The sequence below is a fragment of the Neobacillus sp. C211 genome, from assembly GCF_051842875.1.
Lineage (GTDB): Bacteria > Bacillota > Bacilli > Bacillales > Cytobacillaceae > Neobacillus.
Genome location: NZ_JBPXRO010000016.1, coordinates 91,889 through 108,294, shown reverse-complemented (window position 1 = coordinate 108,294; position 16,406 = coordinate 91,889). Strand labels below are relative to the sequence as shown.

The window sequence follows — 16,406 nt, the reverse complement described above, 5'->3', positions numbered from 1 at the left end:
ATAAGTATCCGGTCAGCTTTCTGGTTTGTCGAAAAGAAATAAGTGAATTATAATGACAACAGTGAATGTACTAGAATTTGGAGGAAAAAGAATGAAATTTCCTAATGATGCTGATGGAGATGCTTTACGAAGTCTATATAAAGAGGAATTAGATTTTAAAAAACAACAATCAGTGGAATTTTTTGTGGCTGTGCCTGATCAAACAACAGGAGAAAAATTAACACAAGTACTAAAAGAAGAAGGATTCAATTGTTTCTTAGATCAAGACGACGAAACTGACGAGTGGGCATGTTGTTGCTCTAAAAGAATGTTATTAAATTATAATGAAATAATTAAAATCCAGAATAATTTAAATAACTTAAGCAAGCCACATGGTGGTTATTCTGACGGTTGGGGAGTTTTTGTAGATTAAAGGATTGAGTGAAGTCATCTTGGGTTTAGCGACGGGTGCGACCCATCTTGATGGAAATATTATTTAAAAAGACCTGACATGTTGCTGCATGTTCGGTCTTTTTAATTTTAGGATTTAATTTTTGTGAAATATTTCACAAAATGTTCAATAATAAGGCGGATAGGTCATGTTAGTAGCACTTATATTTTAGTATTGACGTGGATTACCATTGGATTATTATTGATTCCGCATCATATCTTGACAAAAATTGGTGCTTCGATTTTATTAGGATTATTTATTTATGTTACCATCCATCATGGCATTTTTTATATGTTAGACTACGGATTTTATGTAGCTATCATTGGTGTTTTATTAGTAGGAAATACAAAGCTGGAGCAGGCAGGGTTTCCATTTCTTTATCTAGGAAAAGGACTATCGCTGAGCTGGGTAGCTGTTGAAAAATGGGTTTACCCAGGTATGGCATTAGATATAATCACAAACCATCATGTACCTACATTTTGCTTTGAACCAGGATTATTTGTTGTGATTGCCGCATTTATAGAGTTTGTCGTTGGTTATTTATTGGTTGTCGGTATTTTAAATCGAGTGCTTGGTTTTGTAGTAACAGGGATTTTTCTCTCAACTACGTGGGGTATTATTGTTGCTTTCGGCATGTGAAGGGGGAAGTAAGGAAACTGGCAGACAGACAAAGGACAAAAACGAGAAAGTGTTGAAAATAGGCATTACGCAAATTGTCGAGCATCCGTCACTTGAATCTGCACGAGAGGGTTTTATCGCGGCTCTAGTGGAACATTCTCATCTTATGGATGTGACTATCACGATCTAGGCTACTCTACCGGTAAAATGGCTGTGGAAATTCTCAAAGGAAAGAAACCTAAAGAAATTCCAGTTGGCTTCCCGGAAAACCTTGAGCTGTTTATCAACAAAAAAGCAGCTAAGGAGGAAGGAATCACCTTAACAGAGGAGATGCTGAAGAACGCGAAGATAGTAGGAGAATAAAATCTATATTTCTTTATAACTGAGAGGTTCCTTTGAAAGGAAATATATTTCTCAAAAAGCACTTGCTCGTGTTAGTTAAAGGTTACCGTTTTGAAGTGCACGAATACAAATTGACTCACGAAATGGCATGCGAATTGACGCATGCCATTTTTTTGTTATATAACTTTAACTTATTACAGACATTAAACCCCAAATAATTCAGCGAATTTAGCTTGATCAAATCCTAGGATGAACTCTTCATTATCTTCGTCTTTGATAACAGTTACTGGTGTAGCAGAAGCACCTAGTTCAATAAGTTCTTGCAGATATTGCTCGTTTTTACGAATATCTTTTTCTTCAAACTCAATCCCATTTTCTTTTAACCATAGTTTTTCCGCATGACAAGGTGGGCACGTCTCTTGGGAATAAATAATTACTTTTTTCATTTTACGACCTCCACTTCATAATAGTCATTCTACACTGAATTCTCTTTTCGTGTGTAATTTATATTCTTTAGTTCAATATTCAGCTGAATATATATTTAATTAAACTCGAACATTTTTTAATATTTTTTTATTAACGTTCGTGTTTTATCTTAAAAAATTACTTGATTCATAGAAAATAATAAGTTAATATAGTCAAATAACAAACAATGTTAATGAGGTGGAAAAATCTTAATCTCAAGAAAAGAAGTGCGGCAGGATATTTAGTGAAAAATCACAGCAGTACAATTAAACTCATTACTATTACTCTATTTATTCTAGATAGATCAATTGAAAACCAGTTCATCAGATGTCACCCACATTTGGGAACAGTTGCTAATTTTTATTTTATACTGCATTTAACAAAAAATAATACTATTGTAATATATCTAAAAATTCATTATAATACTATTAATTAGAAAATAGTTTAGTTGATTAAGTGGAGGGTGACAATGCACATCTAAACAGACAATGAATGTTGCAATATTATCTTAAACAAGTGGGGGAATATATCTTGAAAAATCTAATGAAGAAGTGGAATCAGTTTAGTCTGGTAAAACAAATAATTGTAGGTTTAATTATTGGTATTATACTTGCTGTAACGATCCCAGAAGTAGCAAAACCCGTTGTGATATTAGGTTCTTTGTTTGTAGGGGCATTAAAAGCAATAGCACCAGTTCTGGTACTTTTCTTAGTTATGTCAGCCATCGCTCAACACAAGAGTGGTCACCAAACGAATATGAAGTCCATCATTTTCTTGTACCTTCTAGGAACCTTTTTAGCTGGATTAGTTGCTGTTATTATTAGCTTTATTTTTCCTGTAGGCTTAACACTTGCAAAGGGTGCTGAGGAGTTGGCGGCTCCTGGTGGTGTGGTAGAGGTACTCAAAACATTACTGATGAACGTTGTGGATAACCCAGTGAAAGCCATTTTTAATGGGAACTATATCGGTATTCTAGCTTGGGCTATAGTCCTTGGTGTGGCTTTGAAAAATGCCTCGGATACGACTAAAACAATGATTTCTAATTTTTCAGATGCAGTATCCAAAGTAGTTACATGGGTCATAAAGTTTGCACCATTTGGAATCATGGGCTTAGTAATAGAATCTATTACGACAAATGGAATTGAATCTTTACTAAGTTATGGAAAATTACTTTTAGTTTTGATTGGCTGCATGATCTTTGTGGCATTAGTTGTTAATCCAATCATTGTGTTTGTTGCCATTCGTCAGAACCCATACCCGCTTGTTTTTAAGTGCATAAGGGAAAGTGGTATTACAGCATTCTTTACACGCAGCTCGGCTGCAAACATTCCAGTCAATATGAGATTATGTGAAAAACTAGGATTAGATAAGGATACCTATTCTGTATCAATTCCACTAGGCGCCACCGTCAATATGGCTGGTGCAGCAGTTACGATTTCTGTTTTGACACTTGCAGCAGTCCATACATTAGGAATTCAAGTGGATATACCTACAGCAATCATCCTCAGCGTACTCTCAGCTGTTTGTGCTTGCGGTGCTTCAGGGGTTGCTGGGGGTTCTTTATTACTTATTCCTCTAGCATGCAGCTTATTCGGAATTCCAGCAGATGTGGCTATGCAAGTAGTTGGGGTAGGATTTATCATCGGAGTTTTACAAGACTCTTTTGAAACGGCGCTGAACTCATCTACAGACGTCCTATTCACAGCGACTGCTGAATTTAATAAAATGCGTAAAGAAGGAAAAAACATAGATATCCAAAAAGCATCATAATAAAGTGAAAACCCTCTATCAGCGGATAGAGGGTTTTTGCTTTATTATATGACTTATTTCTTATCCAAGAAAAATGGTCAAACTATTACATACTCTAATAGCCCGTGTTAAACATCTTTTTGTAATGAACATTATACATTTTTTTGTATATTTATAAATTGAAAAACCTATATTGATTGAAAAAACTTCCTTCTAATGCCTAAAATATGAAAACGCTTACTAAAAAAACAGCATAAATATTCAAAAAATTTACTAAAAAGGATTGTCAAACTATGTTTTTTCAAATATAATCTATTTATTGATGTAACAAAATATAACATGAAATTGCGAGGTAATATAACATGACAAAAACATTCATTTCAAACGCACCTGCAGTTGCAACAACTTTAGAACAAATTAAAGAAACGATTAACGAAAAAAGTGTTGAACTATTACACTTGCAATTTGTCGATATAGAAGGGATCTTAAAGCACGTTACGGTAACAGTTGAACAACTAGAAGATGTCGTAGAGGGTAAAATGATGTTTGATGGTTCTTCGATTAAAGGTTTTTCACCAATTAATAAATCGGACCTTTATCTACAACCAGATTTAACTACTTTTGCGGTTCTTCCTTGGACAGTTGAAGAGGGGTATGCGGAAGCACGTTTCTTATGTTCTGTTAAGAACCCAGACGGTACACTGTTTGAAGGAGATACAAGAAATGTGCTGAAGAAAACTGTGGATCGTGCTGCCGATCATGGTTACACCATTTCAGTTGGTCCTGAGTTAGAGTTTTTCCTTTTTAAAACGGATGAAAATGGGTATGCAACGCAAGAACTTAGTGATAAAGCAGGCTATTTCGAGCCATCTCCACATGATCTTGGCGAGCGCGTTCGTTTAGAAATTTACCGTGCCTTAAAAGCAATGGGCTTTACGATTGAAGCATCTCACCACGAAGTTGCAGAAGGACAACATGAAATTAACTTTAAGTATGCTGATGTATTAACGGCAGCTGACCTATCAACTACCTATAAATGGGTCGTCAAGACGGTTGCGAAGAAATTCGGATTGCACGCTACATTTATGCCGAAACCAGTATTTGGAATCAACGGTTCTGGAATGCATGTCAACATGTCTTTCTTTGAAGGAAGCGAAAATGCCTTCTTCGATCCTTCAGATGAGTTACAATTGTCGGAAAAAGCCTACCAATTTATTGCTGGTGTGCTAGAAAACGTGAAGAGCTTTACAGCTGTAACAAACCCGCTAGTCAACTCTTACAAGCGTTTAGTGCCAGGCTATGAAGCACCTTGTTATATCGCTTGGTCTGCTTCTAACCGTTCAGCGCTAATTCGTATTCCAGCCAAGAAAGGTTTGGCGACACGTGTGGAATTACGCTGTCCAGATCCATCCGCAAACCCTTACTTAACGTTTGCTGTTATTGCTGCAGCAGGTTTAGATGGAATCGAACAAGGATTAGAAGCGCCAGCTCCAATTAATGAGGATATTTTCCATATGACGGAAGAGGAAAGAGCCTTCCTGGGTATTGATAACCTGCCTGGTAGCTTAGCAGAGTCAATCAAAGCATTAGAATCAGGTGAGATTGCTGCTAAAACACTAGGAGAGCATGTATACAGTGAGTATGTCTCATTGAAGAAATCAGAATGGGATAGCTACCGTACAGCGGTTCACACATGGGAAATCGATAACTATCATACAAAATTCTAATTTAAAAAGCGGGACAACAGGCTGATTAAAGCCCTAGTTGCCCGCTTTTTTTATTTGTATACAAATAATGAAAAGAACATCCTCTAATAAGAGACTGTTATCCAGTACTGGTTTCTTGCACAAATTTATTATTCCAAAATGGATTAATCCTGAATGCTATTTCACTTACAGTGATGCCACGCTTTCTTGAATATGCATAATCCGCAGATAAGGAATGCAAGCAAGCCAATTAGAGCAATAAGGAAGTTTAGAACGGTAACAAATAAACCGCTTAGGCCGATTACTCCAAGCAAGATAGTCACCCAGCCCAATACTACAAACAATAACCAAATAACACCTGTTAAAAATCCAAGAAAAATCCCAAAAATGCCACAGGAACAATGGTTATGACCCATCTGATTTCACCTCCTGTCTATTTATGGTTGTTCGATATTAATGTATGCAGTTGCTTGACAACTTGTTTAAGCAAACACGAAAACGGGCTCAAAAAAGGCGCTAATAAAAAGTTTCTGACACTTTTGCACTAATTGTGTTTATATAGTAGTAGAGGAAAACGTTATTGGGATTGGGCCGAAAGAATACTATCCCTTCATACATAACGAATAATAAAATGGTATGTTAGGAGAAAGGAAGATTTCTATGCATTTAAACACAAAACTATGTGACCTACTGGATATTGCCTATCCAATTATCCAAGCCGGAATGGCTGGAGGTCCAACAACCGTGGATCTTGTTGCTAGTGTATCTAACGCTGGTGGGTTAGGAACTTTGGGTGCTGCCTATATGAAACCGGAGGAAATAAGAAAAGCTATCAGGGAAATTAAGGATCGGACAACAAAGCCATTTGCCGTGAACTTGTTTTGTACAAATTTGAAAGATCAAAATGAAGGAGTCGAAGAGTCACAGAAGGTACTTAATTACATTAGAGGGAAATTAGGGATCGAATTCACTGAACAACAAGTCGTAACGAACGACTTTTTTGAGGAACAGTTTGAAGTATTAATCGATGAAAACGTACCTATCATTTCAACTGCATTCGGTGTCCTTCCCAAAGATAAAATGACAGTCGCAAAGAAACATAAAATCATCATTACTACCATGGTAACAACCGTTCGTGAAGCGAAACTTGCTGAGGATAGTGGGGTAGATATCATTATTGCCCAAGGGAGTGACGCTGGTGGTCATCGAGGAACTTTTGAAATTGAAAAAAACACCCATGGTGCAGCAATCGGAACCTTTTCACTTGTTCCTCAGATCGTGGATGCTGTTACGGTGCCGGTTGTTGCTGCAGGGGGAATTATGGATAGTCGCGGCCTAGTTGCCTCATTAGCTTTAGGTGCGCAGGGGGTGCAAATGGGGACCGCTTTCTTAACGACCCTTGAGTCGGGAGCACATCCTGTATATAAACAATCACTAATCAACAGTACAGAAGAAAGTACGGTTATCACGAAAGTATTTTCCGGCCGTCCAGCGAGGGGAATCAACAATGCTTTTATTCAAACGTACCATGACGCCAATATCTATCCAGCTGATTTCCCAACCCAAAATACCCTGACAAATGATATTCGTAGAGAAGCAGCTTTGCAAAATAATCCCGAATATATGTCATTATGGGCAGGTCAGGCAACAAGACTATTACAAAATGAAGTATTCGCTGGTAAAATTATCCATGATTTAGTTACAGGTGCCACACGTTTACTATCTTTCAAATAGTTTGGGACAAACCATGCTTCTAAAACTCGTTGAAAAAAGAGTATGGATATTTCGAATTCCTACCATTGTAGCGTTGAATATAGTAAAATAAGTGAGGATTAAAAAATTAACTACAGAAATTGAAATAGTGTGGAGGATCTAAGGTGACATACCAACAAAACAAAAGATTTAAACTTTTTTCATTGAATTCAAATCAAAAGCTAGCAGCAGAGATGGCAGAGCTATTGGGCTGTGAGTTAGGCAAAAGTTCAGTATCTCATTTTAGTGATGGAGAGATTCAAATCCATATAGAAGAAAGTGTTCGAGGCAGTGAAGTATATATCGTTCAATCTACTTCCTACCCCGTTAATGATAATATTTTGGAACTCCTCATTATGATTGATGCCTTAAAAAGAGCATCAGTTGGAGTAATCAATGTTGTCATTCCATACTATGGGTATGGACGGCAAGACAGAAAGGCACGTTCGCGGGAGCCAATTACGGCAAAACTAGTCGCTAACCTTTTAGAAACTACAGGAGCAACTAGAATTCTTACAATGGACCTCCACACATCACAAATTCAAGGTTTCTTTGATATCCCTGTTGAACATCTATATGGTGTTCCAATCCTTGGACAGTATTTTCAGGAAAAGGGATTGGAAGATATTGTTATTGTGGCGCCTCATAACGGCAGTATCGGCAGAGCGAGGAAAGTGGCCAACCTATTACATGCTCCAATTGCTCTGATCGATAAAAGAAGATTTGAAGAAAATAGTGTCGAAACCACTAATGTAGTTGGTAATGTAGAAGGAAAAAATGTGATTATTATTGACGATTTAATTGATACAGGAGAAACTATTGCGTTAGCAGCTAAGGCACTAGCAGAAAATGGGGCTAAAGCGATCTATGCAGGATGTACTCATCCTGTTTTTACAGACAAGGCGATTGAAAAAATTGAAGCATCACCAATTAAGGAATTAGTGGTGACGAATACAATTCAGTTACCTGAAGATAAAGTCATTAGCAAAATCAAAACGATATCTGTTGCTCCATTGCTTGTAGAGGCAATCGATCGGATTCATAATGAAAAAGCAGTAAGTCCGTTATTTGAATAAGTTTATTGTTTGAAGCCAACTATATATTTTGTTGGCTTTTTTATTTGTTAGAGAATCTAGAAAAAGTTTATGACCAGATAATAAACCCTGGTATTGGGCAGGAGTTATAAATCTAAATAATTTACAATGATTTTTAAAATGATATTATTGTAAGAGTGAATATTATTTTAATAGCTTGTTTTAATACCAGATACTAATATCTTTGGGTATTTCTTACAGGCAGAGTTCCATAGGGAACCCACTAATACTATCAAGATTGGAGTTTGATTAAAGTGGAATTGAAATCATTGATCGCACCAGAACACTTTAATTTAGCAAGTGAAATCTCAAAGCATGCTTCAGATAAAATTGCCTTGCGATGGGAAAATGAACTTGGGGAAACAAAAACGATCTCTTATGCTCAGTTAATCACGAAAGCAAATAAACTTGCCAATGGGTTAACTAAATTAGGATTAGAGAAAGGTGATCGGGTTGTCGTAATGACCACTCGTCTCATTGAATCTTATGTCATCTACTTAGCATGTTTAAAGGCAGGGCTTGTCATTAGTCCTACTTCAGAATTGCTTCGGGCAAAGGATTTAGTTTATCGCTTAAATCATTCTGAAGCTAAAGCCGTCATTTCATATTTTGATTTGGTAAAAGAATTTGAAAATATTAACGAGGAAACACCGTTTTTACAATTTAAAATCGCGTTCGGTCAAGAAGTACCCAATTGGCTCTCGTTAGAAGCGTTAATCGAAGAGGAATCAGAAACCTTTATCGATGTAGAAACACTGAGTGAGGATTATGCTTTTTTAGCTTATACATCTGGGACAACCGGGCAGCCAAAAGGGGTTGTCCATAGCCATGGCTGGGGATATGCTCATTTAAGAATTGCCGCTTCAAAATGGCTGAATATTAGTGAAGAGGATCTTGTTTGGGCTACAGCTTCCCCAGGGTGGCAAAAATGGGTCTGGAGTCCATTTTTATCGATATTGGGTTCAGGGGCAACAGGTTTTATCTATCATGGCAGGTTCAATCCCCATAAATATTTACGGCTTCTTCAAAATAACAAAGTAAATGTTTTATGCTGCACACCTACTGAATATCGGATGATGGCTAAATTAGATGACCTTTCAAACTTCGATCTATCGCCTTTACATACTGCTGTTTCCGCAGGAGAGGCACTTAATCGTGAAGTCATCGATGTGTTTAAAAATCAATTTAACATCCTGATTCGGGATGGGTACGGTCAGACGGAAAGTACGTTACTGATTGCCAATTTAAATGTAGATGAGAAAAAATTAGGCTCAATGGGGCAGCCGCTGTTATCAGAATTTATTGAAGTGGTTGATGAAAATGGCCAACCTGCTCCTGTAAAGGAAGTTGGGACGATTGCGATTAGAAGCGATTTCCCAGCATTATTTAAACAGTATTATAAAAATCCCGAGACAACGGCGGCTTCCTATAATAATCAATACTTTTTAACGGGTGACCGGGCATTTAAAGACGAGGATAACTATTATTGGTTCCAAGGAAGAAAAGATGATGTAATCATCAGTTCTGGCTATACGATTGGACCTTTTGAAGTGGAAGATGCTTTAATGAAACATAAATCGGTGAAAGAGTGCGCGGTAGTCGCTTTACCGGACCCGATTAGAGGAAACATTGTCAAAGCATTTGTGGTATTGAAAGATGGGATTTCCGGTACAATGGAGCTAACCAAGGAACTGCAGGGATTTGTAAAAAAATTAACGGCGCCATATAAATATCCAAGGGTGATTGAATATATCGAGGCACTACCTAAAACAGATTCAGGAAAAATTCGTCGGATCGAACTTCGAATGCAGCGATAATAGAAAAAAGGCTAATTTGCGATTCTGACAGCCCTTGGCGAGAGACAAATTTAAACACTATACTCTCTTCCAATTCGTGGTATAATAATCAAAGTTCTTTTACAAATATTGTCGTTGAATTTCCAAAAATCCATTAAAGAAGTGTCGTGTAATGAATAAATTAGAACTGAATATTAGGCATAGAACGGTATCTATATTAGATAAGTATTTTACTGGCGAATCGATAGATTACAAGAAAATATTTGCAATCATCTTGCCCCTTTTTGTAGACCAGGCCTTTTTAATCTTAATGAGTTTATTTAATACAGCGATGATCAGTTCTGCAGGAGTAGCTGCAGTCAGCGCGGTGAGTATGGTAGATTCATTGAATATTTTCTTGGCCAATGTATTTATTGCTGTGGCAACAGGTGGTACCGTTATTGTGGCCCAATATAAAGGCAGCGGTAACTCAGCGATGGTGTCTAAAACAGCGACCCAAGCGATATCTGCCTGTACCATATTTTCAGTCCTAATCAGCGCTCTTGTAATTATTTTTCATACACCGATCCTAAACATGTTATTTGGTAAAGCGGATGCAGACGTGTTTCGAAACGCAAGAATTTATCTCATCGGCAGCTGTCTTTCATATCCGTTAATCGCGATCTTTCAAGCGGTGACGGGGGCCTTAAGAGGTGTCGGAGAGACAAAACCTTGCTTAAATTTATCATTAACCATGAATTTAATGAATACGATTCTAAATGTTATGCTTATTACGATTTTTAAAATGGGTGTGGAAGGACTCGTAATTTCAACGATTCTAGCACGAGTTTTGGGAATGGTTGCTTCATTAATTTATGTCTTAAAATATAATGAGACGATCCGTTTTCGGATAAAAAGCGCTTTCCGAATAGATATGTCTATTCTCAAGAAAGTGATGTTTATTGGTCTTCCGTTTGCTGCAGAACAGATATTTTTCAATGGTGGAAAACTGTTAACGCAAACGTTTATTGTTCAATTAGGCACCCTTTCAATGACGGTATATGCTATCGGTAATGCCATTGCTTTGTTATATCAAATCGGCCCAAATGCACTCGGCATTGCAATTGTTACGATTGTTGGGCAGTGTGTTGGAAGAAGGAATATAGAGGACGCTAGGAAATTCATTTATTCGTTGATTGGACTTTCCTCCATCTTCTTTGTTGTTGCAGATCTTATATTATTGCCATTGTTTCCGTTATTGATAAAATTGTTCAACCCACCTGATGAAATTGTTCCAATCATATTTACACTTATCCTGATATCTGCCATTGCCCAGCCAATCTTGTGGTCACCAAGTTTTATTATGCCATCAGCCCTACGAGCAGCTGGCGATTCGAACTTTACTTCGATTGCTTCTTTGTTGTCGATGTGGTTATTACGGGTAGTCCTCGGTTATATTTTAGGTATTACCTTAGGTTTTGGGATTATCGGTGTATGGGTAGCGATGATTGTAGAATGGGGTGCACGTGGAATCATCTTTGGATGGCGATTCAAAGGGAAAAAGTGGTACGCGCATAAACTTGTATAATAAATTCAGATTGAACCTCCTCAACATGCATTTGAGGAGGTGTTTTCATATAATCATCATAGATAATGTTTGAAGGAGGATCATCTTGGATCAACAAGGAGTTATTTCAATTGGAGAAGCATTTGTAGATTTTATTTCAATTGACCGAACCAATACCGAATATAAACAACTATTAGGCGGCGCTACTGTTAACGTGGCCGTCGGTACAAGGCGACTCGGTATCCAAGCTTATTATTTATGTAAACTTGGAACCGATGAAATTAGTCAATTTGTAGAACAAGAATTTAGGAAAGAAAATATCAATACTTCATTTTCTGTCCACTCACCGAGTAAAAAGATTTGCGGTGTCTATGTTCATATTAATGCAAGCGGTGAGCGGTATTTCCACACTTACGTCAACGACACTCCAGATGAAGTATTAACTGAAGACGAATTAAGAAGGGGAGTTTTTGAACAGGCGAAGATCTTTTATTTTGGATCAGGAACTCTCTTTCATGAAAAAACAAAAAAGACAACAGAAGCTGCGCTAAAATATGCCAAAGATTTCAGCAATATGATTGCTTTTGACGCTAATCTTCGTCTAAAGCGCTGGGTAAATGAGCAGCATTGTCGTCAAACAGTTTTTTCTTTCCTTAAATATGCACATCTAGTGAAGCTGGCGGAAGATGAGTTGAACTTTTTAACAGAAACAAATTCAATAGAGGATGGATTAGAAAAAATATCTAAATGGAAGATTCCCTATCTGTTTATAACGATGGGGAGCAAAGGCGCCTGTGCTGTGATAAATGGGAACAAAGTTTTCGTTCCTGCTCCAGCGGTAAATGCCATTGATACAACCGGTGCAGGTGATGCATTTATGTCAGCGCTATTGTATTGTTTTCACGAAAAAGGTATGCCGGTTAAACTATCTCAAATAAAAGAGTACCTTCAATTTGCAAATAGAATAGGAGCTGCAGCGACAACAGAAGTCGGCTCCCTATCTGCTAACTTTAACAATAAAATCTGAAGTGTACGATCAAGTTGAAGGTAACAAAACGCCACTAGTTGCTGAGTCCGATATTGATATGGACTCAGGTTTTTATTATTAGATGATATTAAATGTTATTGTTGATTTTTTTATGGAGATAAAATGGTAATAATTGGTTCGTTGGCTACAAAAATCTAATAAAAAAAGAATCCAATGAGGCCTATTGGCTACAAAAATCTGATAAAAAGTGGAAAAGATGAATCCAATGAGGCTTATTGGCTACAAAAATCTATTAAAAAGTGGAGAAAATGAATTCAATGAGGCCTATTGGATACAATAATTTAATAAAAACTCCAAAAATGATTCCAAGAACATTTATTGACAACTTCTAATCTGAAAAAATACCATAAGGAGAGGAGCTAGCCTAGTGAGGGAATTATTTTTATGAAAAAATAGAATCATGAATTTGGGAGGTAGTTTATATAGGACTTGGTGGGATTTAAACCCACAAAACACATTGCAACCTTTGTGTAAGGGCTGCAAGTTGCTCTATTCATTGAGCTACAAGTCCTATCTATAATATGTACCAAAAAGAAGTTATTATTCCTTAGTTATAACAAAATTTTTTAGTAAACTATGCTAATGTTGCGCAGTTAGCAATTTTCAAAATAATGATTAACTATTAACTCCATCTAATGTATAATATTTTCAACAATGATAGAGAGGAATTACCATGAACTCATATATAAAAGAACAAATTGAAGTGTTTCAAGAAAAAAATCAGAATCGTGGATGCCTATTAGTTAGCTGCCCAGATCAACCTGGCATAGTTGCGGCGATATCAAAGTTTTTGTTTTCCTATAATGCAAATATTATTGAATCCAGTCAGTATTCCACCAATCCTGAGGGTGGCACCTTTTTCATTCGGATTGAATTTGAATGCCCGGGACTAAAGAATAAAGCAAAGGACATGGAGACTCAGTTTGCTGAAATCGTTAAGGAGTTTTCGATGGAATGGAGCTTTACGCATGTTTATCATGTGAAAAAAGCGGCAATCTTTGTATCAAAAGAACTTCATTGTTTGCTCGAGCTTTTGTGGGAATGGCAAAGTGGAGACCTAATGGCTGACATAGCCCTTGTTATCAGTAATCATGAAACAGCAAGAGAGGTTGTCGAAGGACTAAACATCCCGTTTTATTACGTTCCAGCCAATAAAGATATTCGTGGACAAGCCGAAGCAACGCAACTTAAGCTACTAAAAGAGTATGAAATTGATTTTGTGGTATTGGCCCGATATATGCAAATCTTGTCATCGAAATTTGTCGAAGAAAATCCCAACAAAATTATTAATATTCACCACTCCTTTTTACCAGCCTTTGTGGGTGCAAGACCCTATGAACGAGCTTTTGACCGCGGTGTAAAATTAATCGGTGCTACTTCTCATTATGTGACCAATGACCTGGATGAGGGACCTATTATCGAACAGGATATCAGTCGGGTCGATCATCATGACAATGTGGACAGTCTTAAGAAAATTGGCCGTAGAATTGAAAGAAGCGTATTGGCTCGAGCGGTAAAATGGCATATTGAAGACCGTATTATCGTTCATCAAAATAAAACCATTGTTTTCTAGTAAATCCCTTTAATAGGGATTTTTTTCTGTCCAATCATTAGATTGGGCTATTTATGTGAGAGTTTTAAAAATGGTTAAATCCATTTTTTTTAATCAAAAACTAGGACTATTGGAAAGCATCGTGAATATATATTTATAAAACTAGGGGGATGTGGAATATGGATAATCAAATTAAGATTAACGATAATGGTCCACTAGCTGTAAGTGGGGATTTTCAAATCATGGATGCAGAAGGAAATGAATATCCGAAGAAGGCAAAAGTTTATCTTTGCCGTTGTGGACTTTCCAACAAAAAGCCGTTTTGTGATGGATCACATAAGAAAGGCGGATTTGAAAGCAGTCCAAGAGGGACTGACGGAAAGTAATGGTGTCAGGCACTACTCTTTCCAGGGTTTTGTAGCACTTTTGGATTTTGTAGGGTGCAGCCAGGATGGGCGAACACATCCTGGCTGTTTTTATTTTATCAAAAAGCAGCGTAAAACCCCTAGCTTTAGATATGGGGATATAAGCTGTATTTATATTCCAAGACTGTTTATTGCGGACATGGTGAATAGCTGATAATATATTATCAGGTATGTGTCACCATGAAGTATGTACGCCAAAGGAATTCAACTTAATAACTAAATGTATTATGAGAGGCGGTAACTAAAATGACAACAGGTAATAATGAGAAAATAACGGTAAAAGCAACAGTTCATGCACCAGTAGAAAAAGTGTGGGAATATTGGACAGAGCCAAATCATATAACGAAATGGAACAATGCTTCAGATGACTGGCACACGCCAATTGCTGAAAATGATTTAACGGTTGGCGGTAAATTTCTCACAAGAATGGAAGCAAAAGATGGCAGTTTTGGCTTTGATTTTGGTGGGATTTATGATGAAGTGAAATTAAATGAGGCTATTTCTTATACCATGGGGGATGGAAGAAAAGTTGATATTACTTTTAAAGGTCATGGAAATGAAACCCAGGTAATCGAAACTTTTGATGCAGAAACCACCAATTCAATTGAGATGCAACAAGCAGGATGGCAGGCCATTTTAGATAATTTTAAAAAATATAGCGAGCAATAATCAAATCGAAAAGATTGTTTTCAAGTGAATCGGATAGGGGTTCTAAAAGATCACAGCATTCATACTTTGAATAAAGGGAGAGAATCAGTTTAAGGCTGATTTTCTCCTTTTTTATTTTAGGCTTGTTGTTCTTATTGACATACGATATCCTTATGGAGTTTTATCTAAGGAAAATCTATTTTTTTGCGAATAAATCTAAAACTTGGTTAAAACGAATGGTAAACCGTCCATGACCTTCTTCTAGTTGAGTTCAGACGCTTAAAAGCTTCATTAGTAATCTTATGAAGGACAAATCTCTTGTTCCTGCGGCGCCCTTTGTCCATCATACGGCTTATGAAAGACAAATCTCTTGCTCCTGAGGAGAGTTTTGTCCTTCATACCACTAATAAAGGACATTTCCCTTGCTCTTTCTCTGTTCTCTATGGTACCAGCTTTTTCAACAATGTCGGGCACCACTCTCAATAAGTCGATAACTCCTAAATTCTAGTTTCTTTGTGGTTTCCAGCTGGATTAATTCTCCATGTTCCAATTGAATCCTCTTTGAAAATAATGGTCCATCATATACAAAGGTATGATATTCACCGGATTCTCCCATCGGACAAATAGTAGTCTGTTGAACATCCTGTAGGAACGATTCATCTATGATTCTACCAAGCCACGTGTCATCTAATACATCTTCCCGTACGCGGATCACGATTGCTTCATAACCAGAATGGACAAACTTATCCAATGATTGTAAAGAAGCTTCCTTTTTCATCCATAGTGGATACAGGGCATCGACATCTGCAGCGATAGCGACTTTTTCTCCCCATTCCCTGTGTTCATCTAAATATAGATCCCCGTAAGCTATTCCCGTTACATTATATTGATTTTTTAAGGAAAGCACTTCTTCGACAAATTGACTTGTATAGTTTTCGTATGTACATTCGATAAAATGAACAGGTAGGTTTAAAGCTTCACCTTGTAGTTTTATCATTTCTGTTCGCTCTCCATGGCCAAATGTTCGCCCAAGTTCTTTGGGAACAGTTGTAACTAAGCAAACAACCTCAAATCCCTGCGAAATTAGAGTATCCAAGGCCATGCAACAATCCTTTCCGCCACTCCAAGATAAAGCGATTTGTTTTTTCAAAATTCCCCATCTCCCCATTAATCACATTTTCATTGTTTGTAATAATGATATTTTATCATAAAGATAAACATACTGTTTTCTGTAA

17 protein-coding genes and 1 tRNA gene are annotated in these 16,406 nt (G+C 37.1%); 14 read left to right on the top strand and 4 right to left on the bottom strand.

What is annotated here, in order from left to right; translation table 11 throughout:
• Positions 1–91 precede the first annotated feature (91 nt).
• The 4 genes from ACSU6B_RS16490 (at position 92) to ACSU6B_RS16475 (ending at position 1,411) form a co-directional block, all read left to right on the top strand.
• Positions 92–412 (top strand): ribonuclease E inhibitor RraB, encoded by a 321-nt coding sequence (locus ACSU6B_RS16490; RefSeq protein ID WP_410886826.1) that lies wholly within the window; start codon positions 92–94, stop codon positions 410–412.
• A 123-nt stretch (positions 413–535) separates the two neighbouring features.
• Positions 536–1,069, top strand: coding sequence for a hypothetical protein (locus tag ACSU6B_RS16485; protein WP_410886824.1), 534 nt, complete (start codon positions 536–538; stop codon positions 1,067–1,069).
• Positions 1,053–1,238: a hypothetical protein gene (locus ACSU6B_RS16480; protein WP_410886822.1), complete on the top strand. Its 186-nt coding sequence runs from the start codon at positions 1,053–1,055 to the stop codon at positions 1,236–1,238. Before ACSU6B_RS16485 ends, ACSU6B_RS16480 begins: the two co-directional genes overlap by 17 nt.
• A 17-nt stretch (positions 1,239–1,255) precedes the next feature.
• Positions 1,256–1,411, top strand: coding sequence for an ABC transporter substrate binding protein (locus ACSU6B_RS16475; RefSeq protein ID WP_410886820.1), 156 nt, complete (start codon positions 1,256–1,258; stop codon positions 1,409–1,411).
• Positions 1,412–1,593: 182 nt separating this feature from the next.
• On the opposite strand, the gene ACSU6B_RS16470 is transcribed toward ACSU6B_RS16475, so the two are convergent.
• The gene (locus ACSU6B_RS16470) at positions 1,594–1,836 is read right to left on the bottom strand and encodes a glutaredoxin family protein (protein ID WP_410886818.1); all 243 of its coding nucleotides are present in this window, start codon (positions 1,834–1,836) and stop codon (positions 1,594–1,596) included.
• 562 nt (positions 1,837–2,398) lie between these two features.
• Between ACSU6B_RS16470 and sstT the strand changes: the two genes are divergently transcribed.
• Both sstT and glnA read left to right on the top strand, forming a co-directional pair.
• Positions 2,399–3,625: a serine/threonine transporter SstT gene (gene sstT / locus ACSU6B_RS16465; RefSeq protein WP_410886878.1), complete on the top strand. Its 1,227-nt coding sequence runs from the start codon at positions 2,399–2,401 to the stop codon at positions 3,623–3,625.
• 341 nt (positions 3,626–3,966) lie between these two features.
• Positions 3,967–5,331, top strand: a complete 1,365-nt coding sequence (glnA, locus tag ACSU6B_RS16460; protein WP_410886816.1) for a type I glutamate--ammonia ligase — start codon at positions 3,967–3,969, stop codon at positions 5,329–5,331.
• Positions 5,332–5,492: 161 nt separating this feature from the next.
• On the opposite strand, the gene ACSU6B_RS16455 is transcribed toward glnA, so the two are convergent.
• Positions 5,493–5,726, bottom strand: coding sequence for an ABC transporter (locus ACSU6B_RS16455; RefSeq protein ID WP_410886814.1), 234 nt, complete (start codon positions 5,724–5,726; stop codon positions 5,493–5,495).
• Between the two features lie 244 nt (positions 5,727–5,970).
• On the opposite strand from ACSU6B_RS16455, the gene ACSU6B_RS16450 reads away from it, so the two are divergent.
• The 5 genes from ACSU6B_RS16450 (at position 5,971) to ACSU6B_RS16430 (ending at position 12,525) form a co-directional block, all read left to right on the top strand.
• Positions 5,971–7,044, top strand: coding sequence for an NAD(P)H-dependent flavin oxidoreductase (locus ACSU6B_RS16450; protein WP_410886812.1), 1,074 nt, complete (start codon positions 5,971–5,973; stop codon positions 7,042–7,044).
• A 143-nt stretch (positions 7,045–7,187) separates the two neighbouring features.
• Positions 7,188–8,138, top strand: a complete 951-nt coding sequence (locus ACSU6B_RS16445; RefSeq protein WP_215006749.1) for a ribose-phosphate diphosphokinase — start codon at positions 7,188–7,190, stop codon at positions 8,136–8,138.
• A 272-nt stretch (positions 8,139–8,410) separates the two neighbouring features.
• The gene (locus ACSU6B_RS16440; RefSeq protein WP_410886809.1) at positions 8,411–9,973 is read left to right on the top strand and encodes an acyl-CoA synthetase; all 1,563 of its coding nucleotides are present in this window, start codon (positions 8,411–8,413) and stop codon (positions 9,971–9,973) included.
• 151 nt (positions 9,974–10,124) lie between these two features.
• Positions 10,125–11,519: an MATE family efflux transporter gene (locus ACSU6B_RS16435; RefSeq protein ID WP_410886807.1), complete on the top strand. Its 1,395-nt coding sequence runs from the start codon at positions 10,125–10,127 to the stop codon at positions 11,517–11,519.
• A gap of 85 nt (positions 11,520–11,604) precedes the next feature.
• The gene (locus tag ACSU6B_RS16430) at positions 11,605–12,525 is read left to right on the top strand and encodes a carbohydrate kinase family protein (RefSeq protein ID WP_410886805.1); all 921 of its coding nucleotides are present in this window, start codon (positions 11,605–11,607) and stop codon (positions 12,523–12,525) included.
• A 445-nt stretch (positions 12,526–12,970) separates the two neighbouring features.
• Here the strand turns inward: ACSU6B_RS16430 and ACSU6B_RS16425 are convergent.
• Positions 12,971–13,057: transfer RNA gene (locus ACSU6B_RS16425), tRNA-OTHER, on the bottom strand.
• Between the two features lie 162 nt (positions 13,058–13,219).
• Here ACSU6B_RS16425 and purU point away from each other — a divergent pair.
• From purU to ACSU6B_RS16410, 3 genes are all read left to right on the top strand, one after another.
• Positions 13,220–14,119 (top strand): formyltetrahydrofolate deformylase, encoded by a 900-nt coding sequence (gene purU, locus ACSU6B_RS16420; RefSeq protein ID WP_410886803.1) that lies wholly within the window; start codon positions 13,220–13,222, stop codon positions 14,117–14,119.
• A gap of 158 nt (positions 14,120–14,277) precedes the next feature.
• Positions 14,278–14,484, top strand: coding sequence for a CDGSH iron-sulfur domain-containing protein (locus ACSU6B_RS16415; protein WP_410886801.1), 207 nt, complete (start codon positions 14,278–14,280; stop codon positions 14,482–14,484).
• Positions 14,485–14,769: 285 nt separating this feature from the next.
• Positions 14,770–15,192 carry an SRPBCC family protein gene (locus tag ACSU6B_RS16410; protein ID WP_215006768.1) on the top strand — a complete coding sequence of 141 codons (423 nt, stop codon included), beginning with the start codon at positions 14,770–14,772 and terminating at the stop codon, positions 15,190–15,192.
• Between the two features lie 436 nt (positions 15,193–15,628).
• On the opposite strand, the gene ACSU6B_RS16405 is transcribed toward ACSU6B_RS16410, so the two are convergent.
• Positions 15,629–16,321 carry a diphthine--ammonia ligase gene (locus ACSU6B_RS16405; protein WP_410886799.1) on the bottom strand — a complete coding sequence of 231 codons (693 nt, stop codon included), beginning with the start codon at positions 16,319–16,321 and terminating at the stop codon, positions 15,629–15,631.
• Positions 16,322–16,406 lie beyond the last annotated feature (85 nt).